The organism is Halomicrobium katesii DSM 19301, from assembly GCF_000379085.1.
Classification (GTDB): Archaea; Halobacteriota; Halobacteria; order Halobacteriales; family Haloarculaceae; genus Halomicrobium; species Halomicrobium katesii.
Genome location: NZ_KB905378.1, coordinates 2,747,230 through 2,768,999 on the forward strand (window position 1 = coordinate 2,747,230; position 21,770 = coordinate 2,768,999).

At 54.6% G+C, this 21,770-nt stretch carries 17 protein-coding genes and 1 pseudogene; 4 read left to right on the top strand and 14 right to left on the bottom strand.

Going from position 1 to position 21,770, the window contains the following annotated elements:
* Window positions 1-200: IS1/IS1595 family N-terminal zinc-binding domain-containing protein (locus HALKA_RS21055; protein WP_018258675.1), on the bottom strand; the 200-nt coding region annotated here is incomplete at its 3' end.
* Window positions 201-256: 56 nt separating this feature from the next.
* A pseudogene (gene pglX / locus HALKA_RS19600) lies at window positions 257-1,861 on the bottom strand (BREX-5 system adenine-specific DNA-methyltransferase PglX); the annotation flags it as partial.
* A 123-nt stretch (window positions 1,862-1,984) separates the two neighbouring features.
* On the opposite strand from pglX, the gene HALKA_RS0114505 reads away from it, so the two are divergent.
* Window positions 1,985-2,464, top strand: a complete 480-nt coding sequence (locus tag HALKA_RS0114505) for a hypothetical protein (protein WP_018258677.1) — start codon at window positions 1,985-1,987, stop codon at window positions 2,462-2,464.
* Window positions 2,465-2,506: 42 nt separating this feature from the next.
* Here HALKA_RS0114505 and HALKA_RS0114510 read toward each other — a convergent pair whose 3' ends face one another.
* The 3 genes from HALKA_RS0114510 to HALKA_RS21480 all read right to left on the bottom strand — a co-directional run bounded on the left by HALKA_RS0114510 (window position 2,507) and on the right by HALKA_RS21480 (window position 4,372).
* A complete protein-coding gene (locus tag HALKA_RS0114510; protein ID WP_018258678.1) occupies window positions 2,507-3,139 on the bottom strand; it encodes an SLATT domain-containing protein in 633 nt (210 codons plus the stop codon).
* 13 nt (window positions 3,140-3,152) lie between these two features.
* A complete protein-coding gene (locus tag HALKA_RS0114515) occupies window positions 3,153-3,647 on the bottom strand; it encodes a hypothetical protein (protein WP_211206025.1) in 495 nt (164 codons plus the stop codon).
* 155 nt (window positions 3,648-3,802) lie between these two features.
* Complete coding sequence (locus HALKA_RS21480) at window positions 3,803-4,372, bottom strand: SMODS domain-containing nucleotidyltransferase (protein WP_211206026.1); 570 nt, start codon at window positions 4,370-4,372, stop codon at window positions 3,803-3,805.
* A gap of 208 nt (window positions 4,373-4,580) precedes the next feature.
* Here HALKA_RS21480 and HALKA_RS0114530 point away from each other — a divergent pair, with 208 nt between their 5' ends.
* Window positions 4,581-4,781, top strand: coding sequence for a ribbon-helix-helix domain-containing protein (locus tag HALKA_RS0114530; protein WP_018256768.1), 201 nt, complete (start codon window positions 4,581-4,583; stop codon window positions 4,779-4,781).
* A 92-nt stretch (window positions 4,782-4,873) separates the two neighbouring features.
* Here the strand turns inward: HALKA_RS0114530 and HALKA_RS0114535 are convergent, their stop codons facing one another.
* Window positions 4,874-5,515, bottom strand: coding sequence for a hypothetical protein (locus HALKA_RS0114535; protein WP_018258681.1), 642 nt, complete (start codon window positions 5,513-5,515; stop codon window positions 4,874-4,876).
* A 276-nt stretch (window positions 5,516-5,791) separates the two neighbouring features.
* Between HALKA_RS0114535 and HALKA_RS0114540 the strand changes: the two genes are divergently transcribed.
* Window positions 5,792-6,676: an HFX_2341 family transcriptional regulator domain-containing protein gene (locus tag HALKA_RS0114540; RefSeq protein WP_018258682.1), complete on the top strand. Its 885-nt coding sequence runs from the start codon at window positions 5,792-5,794 to the stop codon at window positions 6,674-6,676.
* Between the two features lie 36 nt (window positions 6,677-6,712).
* Here HALKA_RS0114540 and HALKA_RS19605 read toward each other — a convergent pair whose 3' ends face one another.
* From HALKA_RS19605 to HALKA_RS0114555, 3 genes are all read right to left on the bottom strand, one after another.
* The gene (locus HALKA_RS19605) at window positions 6,713-7,360 is read right to left on the bottom strand and encodes a hypothetical protein (RefSeq protein ID WP_245545398.1); all 648 of its coding nucleotides are present in this window, start codon (window positions 7,358-7,360) and stop codon (window positions 6,713-6,715) included.
* Between the two features lie 442 nt (window positions 7,361-7,802).
* Window positions 7,803-8,765, bottom strand: a complete 963-nt coding sequence (locus tag HALKA_RS0114550; protein WP_018258685.1) for a hypothetical protein — start codon at window positions 8,763-8,765, stop codon at window positions 7,803-7,805.
* Between the two features lie 94 nt (window positions 8,766-8,859).
* A complete protein-coding gene (locus HALKA_RS0114555; protein WP_245545399.1) occupies window positions 8,860-11,835 on the bottom strand; it encodes a hypothetical protein in 2,976 nt (991 codons plus the stop codon).
* A gap of 90 nt (window positions 11,836-11,925) precedes the next feature.
* On the opposite strand from HALKA_RS0114555, the gene HALKA_RS21970 reads away from it, so the two are divergent.
* Entirely contained in the window at window positions 11,926-12,408 is a 483-nt protein-coding gene (locus HALKA_RS21970) for a hypothetical protein (protein WP_245545400.1), read from the top strand.
* 281 nt (window positions 12,409-12,689) lie between these two features.
* On the opposite strand, the gene HALKA_RS0114560 is transcribed toward HALKA_RS21970, so the two are convergent.
* The 5 genes from HALKA_RS0114560 to HALKA_RS21070 form a co-directional block, all read right to left on the bottom strand.
* Window positions 12,690-13,310 carry a BREX protein BrxB domain-containing protein gene (locus tag HALKA_RS0114560; RefSeq protein ID WP_018258687.1) on the bottom strand — a complete coding sequence of 207 codons (621 nt, stop codon included), beginning with the start codon at window positions 13,308-13,310 and terminating at the stop codon, window positions 12,690-12,692.
* The gene (locus tag HALKA_RS0114565; RefSeq protein WP_018258688.1) at window positions 13,307-17,053 is read right to left on the bottom strand and encodes a hypothetical protein; all 3,747 of its coding nucleotides are present in this window, start codon (window positions 17,051-17,053) and stop codon (window positions 13,307-13,309) included. The genes HALKA_RS0114560 and HALKA_RS0114565 overlap by 4 nt, the downstream gene beginning before the upstream one ends.
* Entirely contained in the window at window positions 17,053-17,892 is an 840-nt protein-coding gene (locus HALKA_RS0114570; protein ID WP_026190332.1) for a BrxA family protein, read from the bottom strand. Before HALKA_RS0114570 ends, HALKA_RS0114565 begins: the two co-directional genes overlap by 1 nt.
* 1,058 nt (window positions 17,893-18,950) lie before the next feature.
* Window positions 18,951-20,405 carry a hypothetical protein gene (locus HALKA_RS21065; RefSeq protein ID WP_155119412.1) on the bottom strand — a complete coding sequence of 485 codons (1,455 nt, stop codon included), beginning with the start codon at window positions 20,403-20,405 and terminating at the stop codon, window positions 18,951-18,953.
* Complete coding sequence (locus HALKA_RS21070) at window positions 20,402-21,691, bottom strand: hypothetical protein (protein WP_155119413.1); 1,290 nt, start codon at window positions 21,689-21,691, stop codon at window positions 20,402-20,404. The genes HALKA_RS21065 and HALKA_RS21070 overlap by 4 nt, the downstream gene beginning before the upstream one ends.
* Between the last annotated feature and the right edge of the window lie 79 nt (window positions 21,692-21,770).

Below are 21,770 nucleotides of genomic sequence, written 5' to 3' on the forward strand. Positions count from 1 at the left end.
GTCTTTGTGAGGTCGTTGAAGTAGGTTTCGCAGGATTTGCACCAGTACTGCTGAGCGTCCTTACCGGTCGTTCCTCGGTCGACAACCGCGTCACTCTCGCAGTGAACACACGTCACCGTCTCGCCGAACCGGGCGAGACGGAGACGCTCGAAGCATCGCTCACGCGGTGGAAGGAACACTTGAGCTGACTGCTCGTCCATCGTTGGCTGCTACTGAGTCGCCAGCAGAATTGATGTTACGATCTATCGAGATGAGCGACATACGATTCCACGACGTCTGGCATACGACCTTGCGCACCATACGGCGGATTCATCAGCGCCACGTCGTAGTCCTGCGCCAGGATGTCCAGCAGGCGCACGAAGCTCCGGAGATCCTGCGCGAGGAACGAGTCGCCATTCCGGTGCTCCTCTACGGCCTCACGCAAACTGTGTAGCACCTGTCCGAGCGTATGGCTCTCGCGGGGGTCGTCGCCGAGGGTCAACTGCGTACCGCCGACATCGGCGTCGTCCTCGAAGATGTCGCCAAGCGTCCCACGCACGTCGAGGAGACTCCCAAGGCTGTGGACCTCCTCGAACGCGTCGAGGATACGCCGCAGCGCCTGCTCGACATCCTCGTCGTCGCCGGCGACTTCCTCGAACACCTCCTCGACACCGTCGATCTCGGCGACCGTCGCGTCGGCGCATACGATCCCGACCTCGGGCATGTCGAAGCCACTCGCACCGTCTGCCTCGGCACGAGTTCGTCCCTTCAGGTAGAGATTGAACGCTGCGAGCTGACAAGCCCGCATATCGAGGTCGACGCCGTAGAGGTTGTGCCGGAGAATTTCCCGCGGAATCTCCTCGTCAGGCAGGTCGGTCTCGGCACGCCAGATGCGCTCCAGCACGTCGAATGCGTACAGCAGAAAGTGGCCACTCCCACAGGCGGGGTCGATGACGCGAAGTTCTTCCGGGTGATCGAAGTCGGTGGGCTCACCTTCCTCTTCGGAGGGAACGAGATAGGTACAGAAGTCGGCGATGTCTGGCGATTCGTCGGGTGAGAGTGGTCGGTTTTTCCGCTCGTCCGGAGTGAATCCGTCTTGGGCCTCGACGACGTCCTGTAACTCGCCGGTGTGCTCGAGGTAGAGCTTCCCGAGCGAGTTGTCGGTGAGCATCCGGACGACCCAATGAGGCGTGTAGAACTGGTTCGCCGGCGGGACGTCCTCAGGCTCGAGTCCTTCGCGGTCGCCCTTGCGACGCAGGTCGTCGAGCAGTTTGACGTTGTAGTATTCGTAGACCCACCCGAGCACGTCGTCGGCCCGCCAGACCTCGTCGGGGACCGAGTCGAGCATCCCGCAGAGTTCCTCGAAGGTGTCGTCGTCGGGGTCGATCAGGCTGTACGCAGACGAGCGATCGAAGAGTATCTCGATCTCCTCGGCGAGGTCGTCGCAGGCATTGTGATAGGCCTCGAGAATCGCCTCGTCTTCCAGTAGGAATTCCTCGTGGACGAGCGTCTCAGCGGCGGGCGTCAGGCCATTGTCTTTGAAGACGGTGACCTCCTCGTCGATGAAGCCCCGCACTTCCATGCAGCGTAGCGCGGCCAGACGATTGACGATGGTGTAACCCACGCCGGTCACGTACTGCTCAAACGCCTCAGACCATGAATCGTCGTCGACGGCCTCGATCTCGATCGCCTCCACGAGCTGCTGGGTGTCCTCGTCCAGCGAGCCGACATCTTCGGGCTCGTCGTCGATTCCTTTCTGCGTGAGCTGGAACTCGACGTTGTCCTCGACGCGCTCGCGCATCTCGGTGACAACATCCTCCAGGTGCTCACGCTCTTCCTTGTCCAATTGAGCCTTCCGCTGAGAGAGAGAGTCGCTTGCCATAGGAGGTAATATGTATGCTATGTCTGAATCACACGAGCGTCTTTAATGTTGCCGATGATGGAAGTCGCGACGAGTGCTCACTGATGGTCTGAAGTTTATTTGAGTAGAAACAGTACCCAGCTTATGGGCTGGATTGATGTCTTGCGGACATGGGCACCGATTATCCAGGCAGGTGCTATTGTTGGTGCAGTAGGGACGGTCTGGTTGACTTACCGGCAGGTCAAGCTTCGAAAAGAGCAAGCAACAACCCAGTTCGAAGATGAGCTCTCACGGGAGTATCGCGAGCTAGCTCGAGAACTGCCAGTAAAGGCACTCTTAGGAGACGAATTAACTGAAGATGAGTTCGAGAACCAATTTTCAAACCTCTACTACTATATCGATCTCTCGAACGAGCAGGTCTTCCTGCGGTTTGAGGAGCGGGTCAGTAAAGAGACATGGGACGACTGGCAAGACGGCATAGAATCAAACCTAAATCGACCTGCGTTTCAGATGGCGTGGGACGAGATCAAGGAACGATCTGATACGTTCCAGGAGCTTCGGCGGTTAGAGCGGAATGATTTCGAGACTGATCCAGCTGAATGGGATCAAATCAACCCTGAGTGAATTGCAGGTTTTGTTCCGCTATGGAAAATTACTGCCCGATAATCACTGATCGTCTTCTAACTCGGCTTCGTCAGCCAGTCGGTCAGCAACTTCATCGTCAGAGAGACAGTGGCTCGGTCCGGGTGGATACACCTGAGCCTCACCAGTGAGGCGCTCCTTGGCCTTCTCAGTGGTGTCCACCTCGTCGTAAATCGACTCATCAAGCTTCTCGTACCATCTACTGGTTACTTCCGGCATGTCCTCGTTCAAGTTCCTCCGACGTTCGGCCAAGTCTTCGTAGCGGGATTCCATCTGATCAAGACTGATGTCCTTCTTAGCGAGTTCTAGCTTGATGAAGTCGCGTAGGTCATCGAACAGCCGCTGGTACGCATGTGCGGCCCGATAGTAGTTCTCAGCTTTGTCACCGGGATCAGCCATTCGTCTGTAACCGGAAATGATGGCAGTAGTGATAGCGAGCCCAATTAAGATGAACTGGGGCGTCGAATCCCATATGAGAGCGATTGTTAGCAGTCCTGCAACACCGAAGACGAACCAATCGAGAAGCCGATCCACCTTCGAGTACCAATCGGCACCGACATAGTACGCCTTGAAAGTCCACAGAACACTGTCTGCTTCATTAGCAACGCGTTCACGTAGGCGTTCGTGCGCCTCGTAGTCGAAATCCTCGTCAGTCATAGGGACCGAAATCTCACTTGAAATCGTCGCCGTAGACTTCCCGGTAGTTCTCTTTCGCCTCTTGCGTCTTACCTTCTTTTTTGAGGCGCTCAGCCTCCTCGATCTTCTCACTGGCACGGTACGCTTTTTTTGCCGCCTGCTTCTTCTCCTTCGAGCTCATACCCTTGTCAACGCGTTCCTGATAAACAGGTTCTCGCGTTTCGTCGTTGACGTACTGCGGGAGATTCCGGAAGAAGTTGCTCATGTGCTCATGAGTAGAGGCACTAGCGGGAGCGTCATTCTGGAAATATTTGTACGCCATCATCACCATGTGGTAGGAGTTCACCGGTTTTCCGTTCTCCTCATTCCACTTCTTCGCGGAGACAGCGACCCGCTGGAGATTGCCCCCGTTATTCTCGTTAACGGCATTATACATCGACTGGAATTTCCGGGGGTTCGTACCCACCCAAGATTGCCCGCCATAGGTGTCGGGGATCGCGTAGCCGTTATTCGGGTCGTCAGCGCTCATCGGTTGGATGGGAATTTCCATCCCCCCGACGGTTACGGGGTCAGTCGGACTCTCGGGGTTGTGAGTATCGGGCCTTGTTTAGACGCAGTACAAATCGGCTCTTGCGGCGTATGCTCCGCGAACAGATCGACACGATGAGGCACTCAGGACAGATTTTAGATCAACCGCAACGGCCCGTGACTCGCCGGTTGAGGAGCGTCTAAACACGGCCGAGTATCGTTATAACGGAACGCTGGGGTGACCTCTACGGTGAAGTCACTGAACTTCACCGCCACCACGTTCCGGTCGATGCGAACCTCCTGGTTAGGATATTTTCGCTTCAACCGTCTTTTGACAGCACGAAGCGCGTTCTGTGGACCGTTACGAGAGGTGGCCCATTGACCATGCTCGTCCGCATCAAGGACGACCAGCACATCGACATCGCAGTCCTCGTCGAGTGGTCCGGTCATCGTCCCTTGCATCACTGAACCGTAGATATGATCTTCTTCAATCGACAGACCCTCGTCCTTCAGGTTGTCAACGACGTTTTCACGTCGCTCCTGCATGTCTTTGGCCTGTTTGTCGGTTATTTGGGCATCCTCGGCGTATTCTTGGTGTGATTCCTCGATTTCACGTTCCGCATCCCTTGATGAATCACCACCGTCAGAATCATCTGAGTCGGCTGGTGACCGATTACCTCCGCCACCACCCTGCTGGTACTCTCCGACAGTTCGACTGTTACCCATGAGCCACCACCTCGCCGGGGGTTGGGGAGAATGACCCCAACGTCGTTTGCCCAACCCCAAGGACGGTCTCCTCTATGTCATGTCTCCACTGGAGGTACTGGGATTGTGCAGTATTCATAGAGGGTGTCATAGAACGGTTCTCATGGTTTCGTTGACTTCCTCAAAACGCTGTACACTTGGTGCACGCCATTTTTAGTGGGTTATAGATATGGGCAAAGAGAAATTCGGCGTTGCTGTTGACGAAGAGATCGTACAAGAAGTGGACGAATTAGTTGCTGAGTGTGACGATCTCGGAGCCAGCCGCTCCGAGATCGTCGAGGCCATCCTCACAGCGTTCGTTCAATCCGAGTCAAATCACGCTGAACGAGTGAGAGAAATCATAATTCGGAAACGAAAAGGGATACTCTAAACATTTCAACGCACCGTGCACCAAGTGCACGGCTTTCTAAGCTAGTAACGCTCTATAATAATCACAATCTCGACCATAGTGTGTGAAGACTTCTATGACACCCTCTTCATAGGTAAGTCTCGCAGTTCGGATTTTCTGATCCACCGTTGACCGGCAGCGGCAACAACTTCCGGCGGCATCTTGGCTAGGCCGTCTTTCGCTTGGAGCCCGATGAGTAGCACCCCGTCGACACCAAGTTCGTTGACGACCTCTCGGACATCCTCGTTGAGCTTGTTGATACCGTTCCCCATTTTCCCCCCGAAGTATTGGGCGCCGTAGTAGGCGCAGTACGGTACATCAAGCTCCCGAAGCGTTTCGTAACAGATTGCTCGCTCTTCAGTGGTGTATCCCTTAATAAGCGGGATAATCTGGATAGACGTGGTTCGAAGTTTGTCATGCATCCAGCGGGTCCCGTCCATCATTTTTTTGATGTTCGATTTGCGCTGGGATTTCTCCATATCCCCGTAAACTGGATAGTCCGTGGGGATGTGAAAGTCTGAACCAAAAGCCTGTACGGCGTTTCGTTCCCGACTCCACCGGAGTTCTTTGAGCTCGTCGTCGTGGATGATACCACCAGTGATGGTCGAGAATCGTTCGGGGAAGTACGCAGTCCGCACTTCGCCACGGTGGCGCAGCAGTGTCTCTACGTCGGTTATTTTCATCATGACGGTATCCTTACCGGGGAGACCGTCCATGAATTTCTCGTGGGCCCGCTGTGGTTGAACGCGACGAATAAGGCCTCTCGGCCATTCTGCGCTCCCTCGGGATCCCTGGTGGTTTTCGTTGGGGATCATTCTTGGATTTGCACCCTGAGGTGCTGATTGACAATAGTTACTACGTCACACGGGAAGATAAACGCTTCGCTACCCAAGGTGGTCTACAAACAAAATAAATTCTTAGAGATAGCGGTTGGAAACCTATTTATTTAGAAGCGACCACGACAAAGGACGTTGCAAGAGGTACTACGTAGCATGGGAAAATCCGTTCATCTCATTCCAGTTGGTTTCGACTTTCAGCGACTTGTTCAACCAATCAGCCAGGGGACACTCGAAGCAGACGAGGTTTATTTATTGAAATCCTCCCGGGAATCAAGTGATGAGGAAGCCCAGAAACTCGCTGAGAGGATGGTCGAACGGCTGGAAGAGACGTTTGGAACGATACTCGGAAAGAAAGTAGAGCGGCTTTCTGTTGGGAATATCTTCAAATTTGAAGATGCGTATCCGATGGCGTACGAGATGATTCAGGATCAAGTAGAACAAGGCAATGAGGTCTGGGTCAATATTTCTTCAATGCCGCGTACCGTTGCCTTTGCCTTCGCCAGTGCTGCGAACTCACTCATTGTTGAACAACCGGAACTACGCGAGAGCGTACACACCTATTACGTATCTCCCGAGGAGTACCTTGTCACTCAGATGATTAAGGAACTACGGACTGAACGTGAGTTCCTCCAGAACCTGGACGTCAAAGATTCCGAAGTGAAGGAACGCCAGCAGCGTATTAGTGATTTAATTGATGAGATCGACCAAAGTGGCGTCACAAAAGGCGCCAAGAAAATGAACGGGGGTCTGCACGTGGAATTCCCAACAGTTCCTTCCGCTGATTTACACGATTTTGAGAAGACTGTCCTACACTTCCTGTACGAGGTCGGCACAGTCGAATCAACAACTGAACTAGCCAGAGAACTCGCTGCTGAGCTAGACGAGAAGGTAGACGGCGACTCCTTCAAGAGCAAGGTCCAGTACAACGTCCAGAAGCTCCAAGAGAAAGGATTCGTTGATCGAACTCGGGTCGGAAATCGGACGGAAACAGCGCTTGGAACAATGGGCGAACTCTGGGTAGAAACCCATCCTAAATGAACCGTAATCTGCTAAGACAGCACGAAACGTCAGCCATCACTCCTCTAACTCAGTCGTGTAACTTGGGTTATCTCGAAGCGTCGACAACGAGACGTACCGGTGACCCTGCACGAAGGCGACCGTACGGTTCGAATCACTCGCTGTTTTGTCGTTCTGGACAGGCCGCTCCAGGTTGAGGTCCGGTTTGAGGAACAGCACCTTCTGCGTGTCACCATACCGCTCCGACTCGTTTTCGCGCATCTTCTCGACTGCCTGAAGTAGCGACTGCTCTTGAGACCGAGAGAGCTTGGGGTGATCACGAATGGTGCCTTCGTCCAGCGTGATGCTCTCGGCCGCTCCTGTAACCTTGGGGACCTCGGGTTTGATCTCGCCGTCCTTGTAGAACGCGAGATGGGAGACAGGCTTGAACGACCGGTTGGGCTGGCAGAAGTAGTGGTCGTAGGTGTGGTACTCGTCCCACGCCCGTCGTGTGCCCACGACGAGGACGCGGTCCTCCTTCCCGCTCACGAGGTTCTCGTCGTAAATGAACCGCATAAGCTCGCGCAGCAGGAATGCCTCGCGCTCCGTCGGGACGTACATACTCGCCTCGGCACTCCCAACGTCTCGCCCCAGCACAGATTCGAGTATCCCGACAAGCGTATCGAAGTTCGCCCAGACGAGGCGTTCGTCGTCGATGGTCTGCACTGCGTCGGGAACTCGCTCGTCGGGCGTGAGCACGATTAACCGCTGGAGGTCTGACGGGTCCTGGTCGAGGGCCTTGAGATGGTCCTCGAGCTGGCTTCGCCGGACGGCGTTTCGTCTCGTCTTGGTTTCGAACCAGAGGGCTATCGACCCACGAATGGCCGCATCCGGACGGACTCGACGCCGGTTACCTGGTTGTCGAAAGCGACGAGTGACAGGTCAGATTCGTCGACGAGCGCTTCAAGGATGTCTTCCCCCACGACTGTTGACGTGTTCGAGAACTGCGAGCAGAGTTGACGTGACGCGATTTTCTCCCCGCATATACGTGGAGAATAGTGGGTTCGTCATGCTGGCCAATTATTCGTAAGCATTACAAAGTCGTTTCCTCGACAAGTTTGGAATATCCCCGGTGGAATCGGAACGAACTGTGTGCGACCGAAGCCGATCACTCATCGAACTTGAGACTAGGAGTCTCGAACCCGACGTTCACCGCCCTGCGCATGTTCATCTTCGAGGACTCTTCCCTGTCAAGCAGATTGGAGACGGGGGTGTCTCCATCCGCCTGGAAGGTTCGTGGGTGGAGGTAGAGTCTCCCTTTGCCGATTGTTGTGAGTAGATGGTCGAAAATCACTTCTTCCTGGTAGATTATTTCTACGTCGTCCTGCAAGTGATTCCTTATGAGGCCGTCAATACCCCTTGCCCTGGAGTTAGGAGGGAGTTCAAGGGTCCGGTTAGGGCCGTAGGTGTACACCTCGGCCGTCATGACCCCTGTCTGACCATCGGTCAGACTCGATATTTCCGACATTTCTGAATTAGAAAATTGGGCCATCGATTCAGGAGGCTCAATGTCACCCAGTTGCTCGATGTGTGTGAGGGTGTCGGGTCCAGTGGCAAAGGAAACGTTCTCTCCGGGGACCTTGATGTGGACCCGTAGCTTCAGGTCGGTAGCTGGACCTCTGCCGATATTCCTCAGCTTATAAGCCACAAAAGCATCGTATGTTTCAGCCCCGACAACCTCAAGGAGAGGCTGATGTTCCTTCTCCATCAGCTTCTGCTGTTGATCCATAATTTCCGTTTGACGGTCTTGGATGTCCCCAAGCTCGTCCTGTAGCTCACGCTCTTCTCGAAGCTCGGCAACCTGATTTTCCTGGGTTTCAGCCATATCTTTGTAGACCGTGAAGAGAGCAAATGTGAGTACAATTGAGGACCATATCCCGGTGAGCCGTAGCTGGTTGCCGGTATTCATGGGTGTGAGCCCCGGTACGTGTGACGGGAGAACCACGACCCCCATATAAAATATCCCGACAGCAACTACAATTCCAGTAAAGCGACTTACTATCCAGTAGTGAGCACTCATTTCCCCCTCGGTCCAGCTCTCAGGGAGGTGATTTTCCTCAATTCTCAGCATTATTGACGACCCAAATGTATCGCTGACAGAAATCACTCAGGTTGTGCAAATTAAACCCCGCCCCAGAAAGTAACAGGAAGAGTCGTTTTTCAGTTCATTTCTCAACTAGTACGATACTTCCTTCGTCCAAACCGTCAAGTCGCTCTTTGAAAGCCCGGCTCCGCTCCAATACTGTTTTTGACTCCGACAGTAATTCGTTCACCCGTTCTTCACTTGGTCGCTCGTCTTCATCAACGATTGCGGTCACGTCATCGGTCACCGTGGCGTTCGGAAGCTCCTGGTGTAGCTCTTCAGCGACCGTCTGAAGTTCGGCCCACACATCGTCGTCAGCATCAGGCGGTTTTGGGTCCTTGGCACGCTCGATGAGCTGGCGAACACGCCGTTTCGTGGGCGGCCGCGAAGAGGCGAGTGCCGTCTCGACGGCGTCGGTCGTCGGCGACTCCGGATGCCCCTCACGCAGCTCTCTGCCTGTGTCCTGTAACTGCGACCAGAGACTCGCACCACCAGCGTCGTCGAAGAGTTCGCGAACCTGATCGTACGTCTCGGCCTGCTGGACGACCGCCGAGTCAACGACGTCACCCTCCGAAACGTCCTCACCGTCCCAGGCTGTCTCGAACAGCGTCTCAAGGCTGTCAAAGACGATGTCGCCGAACTCGTCGGTCGTGGCCTCGAGGATCCCATGAACGTCGTCCTTGTTCGCTCGAAGCCAGGCGCTCAGGTCTTCGCACACGGCGGCTGGGTCGGACGCGGTGGTGGTTTCTCCCGTGACACGGCGATACTGTTCAGCGACCGTATCGACACGATGGTCCTCGGCGTCCTGAAGCCGGGACTCGACCGTCGCGACGCTTGGGACAGTAGCGCTCTCAGCCGTCGCCCGCATACTTTCGGTAATCGGCGCGCTCGGATCGAGCGACGTCATCGTGTCTAGTCCGTCGCTGAAGCGTTCCCAGAGCGTCGTCCCGTCTTCCTCGACCCCAAAGAGTTCCCAAGCGTCCGCGAAAGCTTCGGCCTCCTCGAGCACCGTCTCGAGGTCGTCTTCGCTTCCCAGGTCGGACGTCGAGAGTTCCGCACCGCCGAGGGCCGGCTCGAGGGTTTCCTCGAAGGAGTCGAGCCTGACGTTGAACTCACGGTTCGCTCTCTTCAACGTGCGCTTGACAGTTACACTGTTCTCGTCGACCCACTGACCCAGTTCGCTCAGCCACTCGTCCGGCCCGTCGCCTGTCGGCTCTTCTCCGAGAACGGTCGTAACAAGTTCCTTCACCGTCTTCGGGTCGATCACTTCGACCCCGAAGCGAACCTGGATCGACCTCAACCCGCCTTTCGTCCGTACTTGTCGACCGATTGCGGCAGGGTCAGTTACGTACTCAGTGTCCTGCTTAAGCGCGACCGACTCGTTCGATGTCGCGAGTGTGATGAGGAGCGCCGCGATCGACTCCTGCGGCATCCCACGGTAGTCGCCGTTCGCTGTCTGTGTCTGCTGGAGGAGTGTCTCGACGTCGACCGACTTCTGTGACTCGTACCTGTCGATGAACTCGCGACACCACCCAGTGTCGGCAAGCTCAGCGCTGGTGGTGTCGACGCCGAGCATCGCGGCGTCCGCATCCGAAAGCGGCCACTCACCGCTTCCCCGGAAGAACTGCGCCATCGCACTCGCGTCGTCGACTTCGACGAGCGGCCGCGAAAGCGTCTTTCGAGAGGAGCCGAACACGGTGTCGACCTGATCGGCGACGACCTCTTCGAGCACACTGGAACGCGAACCTCGGTGCTCGTGAACCGTGTACACTGAAGCGTCCTCCAGGATCTCGGTCACCGACGATTCGAGACGGCGTTTGTCTGCACGGTGCTCGCGCTCGAGTTCCTCGTGGGACTCAGTCTCTTCGTCCAGCACTTGGCCCATGCCGATGACGTTCCGAATCCGCTCGAGCATCGTCTCGGGCACGTCGATGGTGATAAGGACGTGTTCGCCACCATCGCGACAGTCGTTGACATCCTGCCACGTCTCGACTTGCTCGGAGACTGTGTCAGGGTTGTCAGCCAGCATGCGAACGCGAAGGGCGTCGTACTCGGGCGACGGTGCCCGGTCGACCGGTTCGAGGATGGAGTAGTCGTAGCGAAGTGGAACGAGGCGCTCGTCGCCGACATCGACCTCGTGACGGCTACCGTCGCTGCGGAAGAAGTCGTCATTCTCCCGAAGCCGCGTCTCCAGCCATGCAGACAGTTGGTGTGGGGAAATCTTCGCGGCCTTGTCCTGCGCCCGGCTGAGGATGCTCTCCTGTTCTTCAGAGACGAGCGTGTACACCTCGTCGCCCTCGTCGTTCGTCTCAGTGAGGACTTTCTGCTTATCGACGAGCGTCTCCAGGCCGGACTCGGTACGCTCGACGACGTCGTCGACGGATGTCGTGACGTCGTCGACCATCAGTCGCCCGAGGTTCTCGGGTGTCGAGGGGACAGTAGGCGTCTGGTTCAGGAGATAGATCCCCTTGGCGAGGCGCACCTCCCAGGCGTCCTCGTCGCCGTCGAACGTCGGCACCAACGTGTTGTCGATCATTTCTTGGACCCACAGCGGAAGGTAGGTCGTCTCCTCGACCAGCAGATCGAACAGAACGTCCCACGTGACGAGCGAGCCTTCCTCCTTCGACGCCCACCCGAACTTGGTGAACAGCGACCTGACCAAGACAAGCAGCGCGCGACCCTGAATGTACTCCCGATCGGTTGACCGGCCCTGCGTGATGAGTTCCTGCATCACTGTCCGCAAGAGCGATAAGTCGTACTCCCGGAACGGGTAGGACTCGATGGGGTTTGGATCCGCGCTCGTCACCGACGAGTAAGCGTCGAGCGAGAGGTCAGACAGCGACGCCACCAGCGACTTGACACGCGAGCTCCCGTCGTCTGACTTCTGGAGCCACCGCTTCCGGACGATGATCTCGGTGTCAGCGCCCTCGAGAGGGACCTGTTGATGCGTCCAGTGGTCTTCAGGTGGTTCGCCGATGAGGTTCTCGCGCGTCGCCGGGAGCGAATACTGCCCGGTCGTGACGACGACGGGGTTCGGTCCGCGCTGGAGCGCCTCCATCGTTTCTTCGAACTCTCGGTACCGATGCGTGCTGTCGCCGACGAACAGCGCCACCTCGTCGAGGCCGAGTAGCAACTCGGTTCGCTTGTTGTGTCCCTCGTTCAGGGCGTCAGTCGCCGCCTCGACGCGCGATACGAGGCCGTCAGGACCGAACGCCTCGGGCTCGATGTCATCTTCCGCGGTTTCGATGGACGCTTTCACGCCCGAACGACTATCGAGATCAGTCCCGTTCGTCTCGGACATTGCAGGGAGCGCGTCGTAGAGCCAGCTACGGAGAGACGCACGTTCGTTGAGGACATCGTCGAACGTCTTCCCGTCGTGTTCGAACTCTTGGAGCGCCTCCCAGACGCCGTCGTTCTCCATGTCGAGCGTCCATGCCCACTCGAGCAGCCAGTTCGGGTCGGTCGGATAGCCGAGTTCGCGCCCGATCGCCTCGAAGATGAGGAACGGAAGTGGGGGCTCCTTCGACGCGTCGCGATCGAGGAGGTTGAGGAAGACTGGTTCAAGCCGGTCGATGTGGGACTTGGTGATGGATCGCTGGAGTTCGTCGAACCCCGGCCACTGCTCGGCTAATCGGTCACCGAGATATGCGAACTCGGACTCGTCGTCGGCGACCAGACCGACGAGCTTTAGCAGATGGGTCTTCCCCGACCCGAACGTCGCGTGGATGTAGAGGAACCGCGCAGCCTCACGGGGATGCGTCTGGATCGTGTCGCCGAGTTCCCCCAACACCCGTTCGGCACTGTCTGTTTCGTAGAACTCCCTGACGTCGGTCTCGGCCCGTTCGCGGGCGTTGACCTTCTGTACTTCTTCGAGTTGTCGAGTTGGATCGCTGTGGAAGAGATCGCCGATAGTCATTGGAGATGCACCCCTTGAATCTGGCCGTCGATCTGGTGTGCCGGGTAGTAGTGTCGCGATTCGCCACCAAAGAAGCTCAACTTCCCGCCGACGACGTCTCCTGGGAACGGGATGCCGATGGTGGACTTCACGTTCCGGCGGTCGAGTTCATCGAGCAGTTCTGATGCACGCGTAAACGGATACAGACTGCCGAGGTTGAGCAGGAGAACGACGTGACTCTGGGTCTCTAGTTGGTCTTCGCTGAGTTCGTGTTCGATCATCTGTTGGACGAGCTCTTCGGCGAGCTGGTCCTGCATCGTCTCCTCAATACGCTCACCTGCCGAGGCATCACCCTCGAGATCGACCAACGGCTCACCGAGGTCGACGAGGAGTTTGTACACGTCAGTCTGGGGAAGGAGTTCGTCGAGCCAGATCGGCTGGACAGTAACCTCGTCGGGAATCTCTGGTTGCTCCATTCGGCCGCCGGCCCACGCTTCGAGACGGTCTGCGATTCGGTGTTCAACCGACGGGTCGACAGCCGCGATGACGAACGGGTTTCGAATCCCGTGCTGGCCTTGTGCGAACGTACGCAGCTTCTCTTTGAAGTCACGGTACGGCGACGAACTACCCTGGCTCATCGAATGATCACCCCCGCATCGGTCTCTTCGATCTCAAGCTCTTGATGTTCAACGAGTCGCTCCAGTCGACGATCCAGTTTCTGCCGATCGTCGGGCACAACCCCGATCTGGTCGACGTCGTCGGGTGTTCGATCACCGACGATCGACGACAGTTGGTCGAGACGTGCATCTAGCTTCGTCGGGTCGTATTCGACGGCTCGTGCAAGCGGTGCCAACTGCGCCACGTCCTCGGTCGCTTCGACGATCTCGTCTGCGTCTGCATCTTGAGAGAGAGTCGCGATAGCGTCCTCGATCGTTCCGTACCACTGCTGGAGATGGCGCATCGGCGTGATGTACTCCCTCTCGAAGGCAATGTGGACGCCTGCTGGAAGGTCGGTGGCCGGAAGTACCCAAGGATGCTCTTCGACTCGGTTGACCAGTTCGCGGAGACCACGCTCATTGACGAACGCTTCCCACGATTGCTCGAGGTCGGGAACGACGTCGTGATCCAGTTCGCCGAAGAACGCACTCCAGCCGTCGGTCGTCCACCACTCGCCGTCGAACGACGACACTGCGGACGATCGAGATTCGATCGAAGATTGGGCATCCTCGTCAACCCAGTCGAACTGGCTGTTTCCGATCGTCAGCACTGCGTCCAGCTGTTGGAGCGTCGAAAGACGTCGGTTCCAGACGTCGATGACCTCCTCAACCCATTCTTGTGCCTCATTCGTCTCGTCGATTACGTCTTCGATACCGTCGTCTTGGGATTTAACGATCGAGAGCCGATCGTCCACAGCGTCGATCCGGACAGACAGTTCGTCGACGAACATCTCGAGTAACGCAGTGACTTCCTCGGTTCGGATGTCGGTATCGACGACCAAGGAGACGTCCTCTCGAAGTCCAGTGAGTTTCGAGCGAATTTGCTGGTTGCCTTCCTGGAGGTTGATGAGGCCATCTGCAACTGTATCGGTCGTCTCTTTGAACCCACCCTCTTCGAGAAGCTTTCCGAGCGGCTTCCGAGGAAGGAGTTTCAGTCGTGTCGTCGAGAGGCTGTCGAGGTCAAGAACGGCCTCATCGGCCAGCGTGTTGCCGTCCTCGTCGACAGGTAGTAGCCTCCCTTCCCGACAGAAGCCCCAGATGATCGCGCAGAGTGCCGGCCGAGCCTCTTCATAGAACGGTTTCTTATCGACGATACCGTCGAGAACCGTATTCATATTGAGCCCCTCGTCGCGATCTTTCAGTTGTCGACCGGTGAGGGACATGACGTTCCGCTGGATCGTCTGTTTCCCTTGCCCTCCATTCTGGTTCGACGAGGGTACCTGAATCGTTCGCGCCCACGCTGGGAGTGGCGAATCACTGTCGAGTTCGCACAACTCGCGAAGTCGACTCTCGTCCACCTGGAGCATCATCGGATGGAAGTCGTCGGGATACGTGACGTCGACCGCGACCTGAACCGCTTTCGAGAGGCCGCCAATATCGGTCCGGTCTTTCACAGTATATGACCCGCTCATCATCGCACTGGTCAGCTTACTCCGCACGGCGCTCCCACGCTGTTCGAGATCACGCTCCACCGCTGGTGGTGCATCGCGTGACGCAATTGCGTCCCGAAGCGCCCACCACTCGATCAGACGCTTTCGTAAGTCCTGAAGCCCGTCCGTGTCGATCTCCCAGTAGAGCGTGTCCTCATCGGTTTGACCGGGCTCTGTGTCCGGACGAACGCCCTGAATAGCGACATCAACATCCAGTCCGCCTTCAGCTTCGATACTTGTCTCGAATGCCGTCCCATCGAACTGGAAGTGGTACGAAACCGGGTACTCGTCACCGGCCTCACTGTACGGGACTGATTCGGGGAGAGACAGGTCCTGAGTGAGACGCTCCCAGAGGTGTTCGTCCAGCGTCTCGACGATCTGGTCCCAGTCAGGGTCTGCCTCGTTTTCTTCGGTCTCGTTGTAGATTAGCCGCTCTTCCTGTGTCGCGAACCGATAACGAGGGCCGCTTTCATCCTGCATCGGCCGGATGAATTTCTGTAGTCGATCGAGTGATTCCTCGACGCGATTGGTCGTGCTAATCCACGATTGGCCGTTCAGATCGTCCATTACGGCGACCGCGATGTTCCCCTCGTTCAGGGGAACGATTTCGTGGACGTGCTGGAGCAGGAGGACCGCCTTTGCGACATCGAGGTCGAATTCCTGAACCTCGCTCTCCTCGTCGGCTACCTCGTCTGCGATGCCGGTCGTCTCCTCTGCACCCTCGACCACCCGCATGTCTTGTGGGAGGATCTCACGAAGTTCAGGCTCGATCAGCTCGAAGAAGTCGACTAGCGAGACGATCTGGTCTTTCTCGCTTTCCTCGACCCAATCTTTCAGTAACCCGTGCATGAGCGCAAGGATGGCCCGTGCAGTTCCCGAGAAGATAGACTTCGCGGGGTCGTTCGCCTCCCGCCGGAGGTTGAATAGAATTTCCAGAAACAGTGGCGCGTGATACGGGAGGAATGGGTAGAACTCGACAAGTTCTTTTTTATCGATCGCATCAAGTGGCGGCTTCGTATTCTGCTTAATCTCGTTGTAAACGAGCGACTCGGACGGTTTCACACTGGCATTATCGAGGATTCCACGAACTGCGTCTTCCCCGGTGTCTGATTTCTGGAAGAGTCGTCGTTTGGCGATGTCACCGACGTGCTTGCTCGGTAGCTGATAGCGATGTGGGAACCGATCTTTGACGATACTGAAATCGGCGCCATGCGCCGCGAATTTCGGTTGAACGTCTTCGATTTTCGCCTGCGCGGTTGCGACAAGCTGAATGTCACCATTACCAATGTCGTCGACGTTCTCTGCAAGCGTCTGAAGCTCAGTGAGACGTTCGAAATCGGTTCCGATAAAGAGACTCACTTCGTCCAGCAGGAGAACGAGCTTAACCGATTCTTCGAGCTCCTCTTCACGGGCTTTTCGGAGCGATTCGAGGCGGGTCACGACTTCTTCGGGGTCAATGTCCGAGGGCTGGAGGTCAGTATAGCCATCGGGCGTGCCAGTCACTTCCTCGAACAGACTTGGAAGGACTACGTCGGAGAGCCCGCTGTACCTCTGGATGTCGGTCCAGAGTTCTGCTTCCTCCCATTCGTACTGCCCCGACCTCGGGGTTACTCCCTCGATGACTGATGATGCTCGGTCCTGCCGTTCAGACCAAGCATCGGTCGTTTGGTACCAGTCTTCGAAGTAGGCGACGTCGAGTTGGGAAGATAGCCCGGTGGAGACATCGTCATCGACACCCGTGAGGATCGGGTTCTGGTGGGCGTGTCGAAGAACGATCTCACTGAAACTTCGTTGCTTCTGTCCTTGGTACTTTAGCAGGTTCACCGAGACGGGTATGACGTGATAGTCGGAATGAATGCGTTCCCAACGGTCGCGTAATTCGTTGAGGTTGGTCTCCGCCGGCGTATCCGGAACGAGATCAGTCCAGACCTCATCGTAACGACTCCGGAGCCACTGGGTATCCATCAGGCCATCGAGGACCGTCAGCAGGTGGCTCTTCCCGCTGCCGTAGTAGCCGTAAAGCCAATAGTTCGACCCTGTCCGCATATCCTCTGTCTCGTCGAGCAGGCGGTTGACGAAGTCTTCGAAGAAGCGCTGGGAATCCTCCGTAACGTGGTAAGACTCGATTGCCTGTCTCCTGTGCCGGTTACCCTCTGCTGACTGGTCTTCGCGATCGATACGTACTGATTCCTCGAAATCTTCAGGCAGGTCTTCGAACCAAGTTGGGTCAGTCATCACTCAGCACCCTCTCCTGAGATCCATGCGTATGGTTCGTCAGTAGGCCGCAACTGTAGGCTTCCGTGGAGTTCGACAAACTCCCAGGCGTCGGTTTTAGCCACCCGGTCGTAGAGTTCGTCCCATCGGTCGCTCGGCTGGAACAGATACTGAAGACCGATCGGGGACTCAAACCACTCGTCCCCACCTTCTTTGTACGAGTAATCTATCGCGACGAGGAGTGGTGTCTCTCCAAGTGATGGTGAGTTACCGACGACTACTTGCTGATCCTCAAGCACGCCAATCTCACGCATGACTGAGCGGAACCCCTCACACCAACGTTCTGTGGTGGAATCAGCATAGTCGAAATCGGATCCATCAGCGTATTTAAAACCGTTGAGGGCGGAAGTAAGCGTCTTGTTCGAGAAGTCGAAAGAGTTGGAAGTGCCTGCTAAAATTCGCTGTACGTATTCGTGGATGACATAGCGGACGAGCGCGTCGTCGGCGACGAGATACGGGTAGAGAACTTGTGCTTGGTCTCGCGGCGTTGAGCAAGCATCCAACACCGTAGGCAGGTCACGCGGGTTAGGAAGGCTGGCGGGAGCGTTTCTGAAGCGTGATGAGAGAACACGGTAGATTTTCTGCGAGCTTCCACGTGTGCTGCGGTTGGCACGGCGTTCCTCAAACCATATCTCTTTGACCTGGTTCCAGTTCCCGTGTTCTTTGTATATCTGAGCGATCTCTTCGGCTCGCTCAACGAGAAGACCACACATGGTCAAGTCCATGTTTACTTCGTCGTGGGAAAATCGATTAGAGAGCGACGGCAGTTGCGTAACTCCACCGTCAGGGATAGTGTTCATATTCTCTTAAAATCAGTCAACCTACTTTACTATTTGTCATCCGCAAATAGAGTAGCCAGTTAGTGAAAGTTGAGAGTTCTTCTTGAATTCACGGCATGTGGTGGAACTGTTCGGTGGTTTGAGAGTGGTCATAGTTCAAAATAGGTATTAAAGGCCGTGTTTAGACGCTCCTCAACCGGCGAGTCACGGGCCGTTGCGGTTGATCTAAAACCTGTCCTGAGTGCCTCATCGTGTCGATCTGTTCGCGGAGCATACGCCGCAAGAGCCGATTTGTACTGCGTCTAAACAAGGCCGTATTAAATAGAATTGATAAATAGTGTAATTCAATTGTCCGTCGTAGACAATTGAACTCAGTAACGCCTCCTCTAGCAAACACTTGGCAAAAATAATACCAATCTACCTACCGGACCTTCTCACGTGCTACCGCAAAATAAAGAAAAAGATCCAGAATGGTGTCCTAATTGTAAAGAGAAATCAGCCCGAGTTACTTGGTCTGACGACAAAGACTGGTCGCTCACGGCTACCTTTGCTGACTTGGACGATGGGGAGAGTATTTCGATGAGGCGGTACTGTCGACAGTGTGGCTGGAACGAGAAACGTTGTTTTACTGCCACTATTGTTGAAAACGGTACTGAGAAAGAAAATTAGTCAGATAGTCTCTCTATTGAGAACAAATTCGACCAGTGGACCGAATTCGTTGTTTGAAAACATAGTCCCAGCAAGACCCCTGAAAGATCGTCGAGCGGGGAATCACTCAGCGATTAAGTCCACTGGGCCTTGTTTAGACGCAGTACAAATCGGCTCTTGCGGCGTATGCTCCGCGAACAGATCGACACAATGAGGCACTCAGGACAGATTTTAGACAACCGCTACGGTCCGTGACTCGCCGATCGAGGAGCGTCTAAACACGGCCAGTCCACTGTGTTTCGATTGTCTACAGCAGACAATCGATTTTCACTATACTCGATTGTACCCCTCTAATTACCGGTTTGTTATTGTTCCTGAGACTGTAGAAGTCGTTAGCTGATGACAAGGCTAAGCAAGTGTATCGTCTGATTCTAGAAGTTAGGCATGTCGCTGAAGTACCGTTCGTACACGCTTTCTATCTCATTTGACGAGTTGAGCGCATCTGTTAGTAATCTATTCACTACCTCTTTTGTGACTATCAACAATCGAGGACGCGTCAGGTATTGATTTATATACTCCTCCTCCCCTCGACCGACATTGCGTATCTCTTTATCTAAGCCCCGCTTCTTGAATTCATCAGGGTCGAATAGAGCATAAATAATGCTTCTGAAATCACCTCGTATTAGCTCAAGTTCGTTCGAGACTGTTGCTGCCAAGTAAGCCGACATAATCATAGCGAGAGCATCGGCGGTGAGAATAACCAAGTGTGTATCTTTGTCATAGAATACATCCATTTTGTCGAAGAACTCAATCTCTGCTTGTCCTTTGAATTCTAGTATCAAGAACGTGTGGGCAACTCTGTCTACCTCTATCTTCTCACGTTCGGCACGTTCTAAATATTCATTATGTTTTCCACGTGCTTCTTCTTTCCCGAAATTTGCATAGTTTCCTGATTTCGCATCAACAACACCCAAGATCGACGCGGGACGGTCACCCGCAGCGAGTTGAGGAATCCAATACAAATTGTCCGGCAAACTCTGTCCACTACTGTCTTCACCACCTTCTCCAGGATAGGTTGAAAATAGATGTGAGAAGGCGAGCTCTGAGATCGTCTCCAAACGGTCCCCTCCAGAAAGTTTCCCGGCTTTCCTAAGTAGCCGCATATGATTCAACTCTGTGAGGATATATCGGGGGTTAATATTCACCTGATGGACGAGTTCTGCATCATCCTCGTCATATCGAGAGCTTATGAATTCCTGTTCAATATCCTGAATTGACCGGGCAGTGTTCGCCATTGTTTGAAGGTGGTCAGTCATCTCATGTAGCCCACTAATTGGAGCAGCGTACACTAAACTACCCGTAGACAGTAAAGACGCGAGGTCAAGCAAATCCTCCAAACGATCTTCTGGCGTTATCAAGAGAGTTGGTTGCTCTAACTGTAAAGCCGTCGCGTAGACCTCCATCATCTCACGGTCAAATTCACTAGGCGCGACTGGCAACACCACGCGAAGACCTGACTCGGTAAAGGCCGTAACTTGTCGTGGTAGATTCCTGTTATAATTTTTTATTTTCTCGTTCAGGTGAGAGATAATATCCTCTAAAATTGAGTCGAAATTGAGATCGTAAAAAGTGAAATCAGATGATTCTACAGTAAATTCGTGCGGATTTGGTTCGCGCCTACACTGCATTGTAACTTCGCCGTCCTCACGGCGTTTCCGCGTACAGGACTTTCGACAGCCAGGACGCTGACATCGGTTGGGGAGGCTTTCTGTACCAGTCACGTAGTCGCTTCCCTGAAGTTCCGCAGGAACTTCACCGAGTTCAAACCGCCCAGCGTCACTTTCAGAAATCGCCGTATCCAGCGCCTCTGCAAGATCCTCGTTCATATTGATGTGGGATACCCGAAGAAGTGTTTTAATGCGATTTGTGATTCGCTTCCTAGTCGGGAACCGTCAACTGGTTGTGGCCCCGTTGTCCGAGCCGTTACGTGTCGGCCATCAATGTTCATTACTAACGCAAGACTTTCTTCGTCAGCACGCTGCAAGAATCGAAGGAAGCTAGTTTCAATATCAACCCTATCGAAAACTTCGTCAAGATTTGTTCGACCAATCAGGCGAAATTCTTCTGTTTCTAGATTAGGATCGTCTTCAATCTCAGACCCCGAGAGTTCAATGTTGTCGAGTTTCGTTTTTATAGCATCTTTTCGGGACTCACTATAATCAGTATTTTCGACTGCCTTTTTCGCCTCTTCAGATCGGTCACGAATCAGTTCAGTCACTTGTTCGATCGGCTCATCATCAGTCGAGATCGACTCGGCCGCTTCCTCGTGCAGTTCCTCTGCTTCAACAACCGCTTCTCGTTCTAAAGAACTCGTGACGTTTTCAACGTTGAATATAGTGTCGAACAAAACGTCTAATACTCGATTCCAGCCCAGCGAGTAGTCTTCTGTAAAAATAATTTTCGTGCCGTCGTCACCAACCTGTAATAACAAGCGAATGTCTTTCACCTCACGGTATCGAATTTCGGTCAGTGAAGGATTAGTCGGGATTTCGTCGTTGCTCTCGTCCTGCCGGAATGAAAATGTGTTCCTCTCAGTTACTCCCGCCCCCTTTTCACTAAAAATATGGAGTGATACCGCAGATTCTCCCGCAAGTTCTGGCCTCACAAGCACTGCTTTCGATTGTTTCTCACGGTTGTTCCACGTCTTGTGAAAATCCACAATACGAGAATCTAAATTCGTCAAGTTCAGCGATTGGTTGATTGTCCACGTTCGCTTGAGTTCGTTCTGCCGAACGCGTGCAGCGACGATAATCTCAGTTAATGACTCACTCAGACCCAATTCATGAATCAAAATAGCTAATTCATACAAGGAGTCCGGATCTCGTAGATCCTCATCGGGTTCGTAATTCTCGTTCAGATAAGCTGCGGTATGTACACGGTCTATGCTTTCCCGGCTAAGCGTGTCTCTGGTCTCCAACCACTCGCGTGCTCCTTTCGGGATGTTCCCTGCGACAATGCGTCTCCAGCCATCTGAGCTGTATTCTGTCGGGTCCCGATCTTCATTCTGTTCACCAAAGTGGTTGAAAACCCGGCAGAGAATGCCTGCATCTCGCTGTTCAAGCACATGGTAAATTTCAGAATCTTCGATTTCGGAAACGGCTGGCGCTCCCATTTCGTATAGGGGTGTCTACACAAGCATATAAATTTCTGGGTGGGTAGAAAGGTAGTGTTCAGATTAGAATTGAAGGATG

Coding starts and splice junctions, on each gene's coding strand:
- HALKA_RS0114565 (WP_018258688.1), bottom strand. CDS start 17,053: ATGACTGACCCAACTTGGTTCGAAGACCTGCCTGAAGATTTCGAGGAA.
- HALKA_RS0114505 (WP_018258677.1), top strand. CDS start 1,985: ATGGGCTGGATTGATGTCTTGCGGACATGGGCACCGATTATCCAGGCA.
- HALKA_RS0114560 (WP_018258687.1), bottom strand. CDS start 13,310: ATGAGCCAGGGTAGTTCGTCGCCGTACCGTGACTTCAAAGAGAAGCTG.
- HALKA_RS0114570 (WP_026190332.1), bottom strand. CDS start 17,892: ATGAACACTATCCCTGACGGTGGAGTTACGCAACTGCCGTCGCTCTCT.
- HALKA_RS0114530 (WP_018256768.1), top strand. CDS start 4,581: ATGGGCAAAGAGAAATTCGGCGTTGCTGTTGACGAAGAGATCGTACAA.
- HALKA_RS0114510 (WP_018258678.1), bottom strand. CDS start 3,139: ATGACTGACGAGGATTTCGACTACGAGGCGCACGAACGCCTACGTGAA.
- HALKA_RS21065 (WP_155119412.1), bottom strand. CDS start 20,405: ATGAACGAGGATCTTGCAGAGGCGCTGGATACGGCGATTTCTGAAAGT.
- HALKA_RS0114535 (WP_018258681.1), bottom strand. CDS start 5,515: ATGGACGGTCTCCCCGGTAAGGATACCGTCATGATGAAAATAACCGAC.
- HALKA_RS0114540 (WP_018258682.1), top strand. CDS start 5,792: ATGGGAAAATCCGTTCATCTCATTCCAGTTGGTTTCGACTTTCAGCGA.
- HALKA_RS21480 (WP_211206026.1), bottom strand. CDS start 4,372: ATGGGTAACAGTCGAACTGTCGGAGAGTACCAGCAGGGTGGTGGCGGA.
- HALKA_RS0114555 (WP_245545399.1), bottom strand. CDS start 11,835: ATGGAGGCGCTCCAGCGCGGACCGAACCCCGTCGTCGTCACGACCGGG.
- HALKA_RS0114550 (WP_018258685.1), bottom strand. CDS start 8,765: ATGCTGAGAATTGAGGAAAATCACCTCCCTGAGAGCTGGACCGAGGGG.
- HALKA_RS0114515 (WP_211206025.1), bottom strand. CDS start 3,647: ATGAGCGCTGACGACCCGAATAACGGCTACGCGATCCCCGACACCTAT.
- HALKA_RS21070 (WP_155119413.1), bottom strand. CDS start 21,691: ATGGGAGCGCCAGCCGTTTCCGAAATCGAAGATTCTGAAATTTACCAT.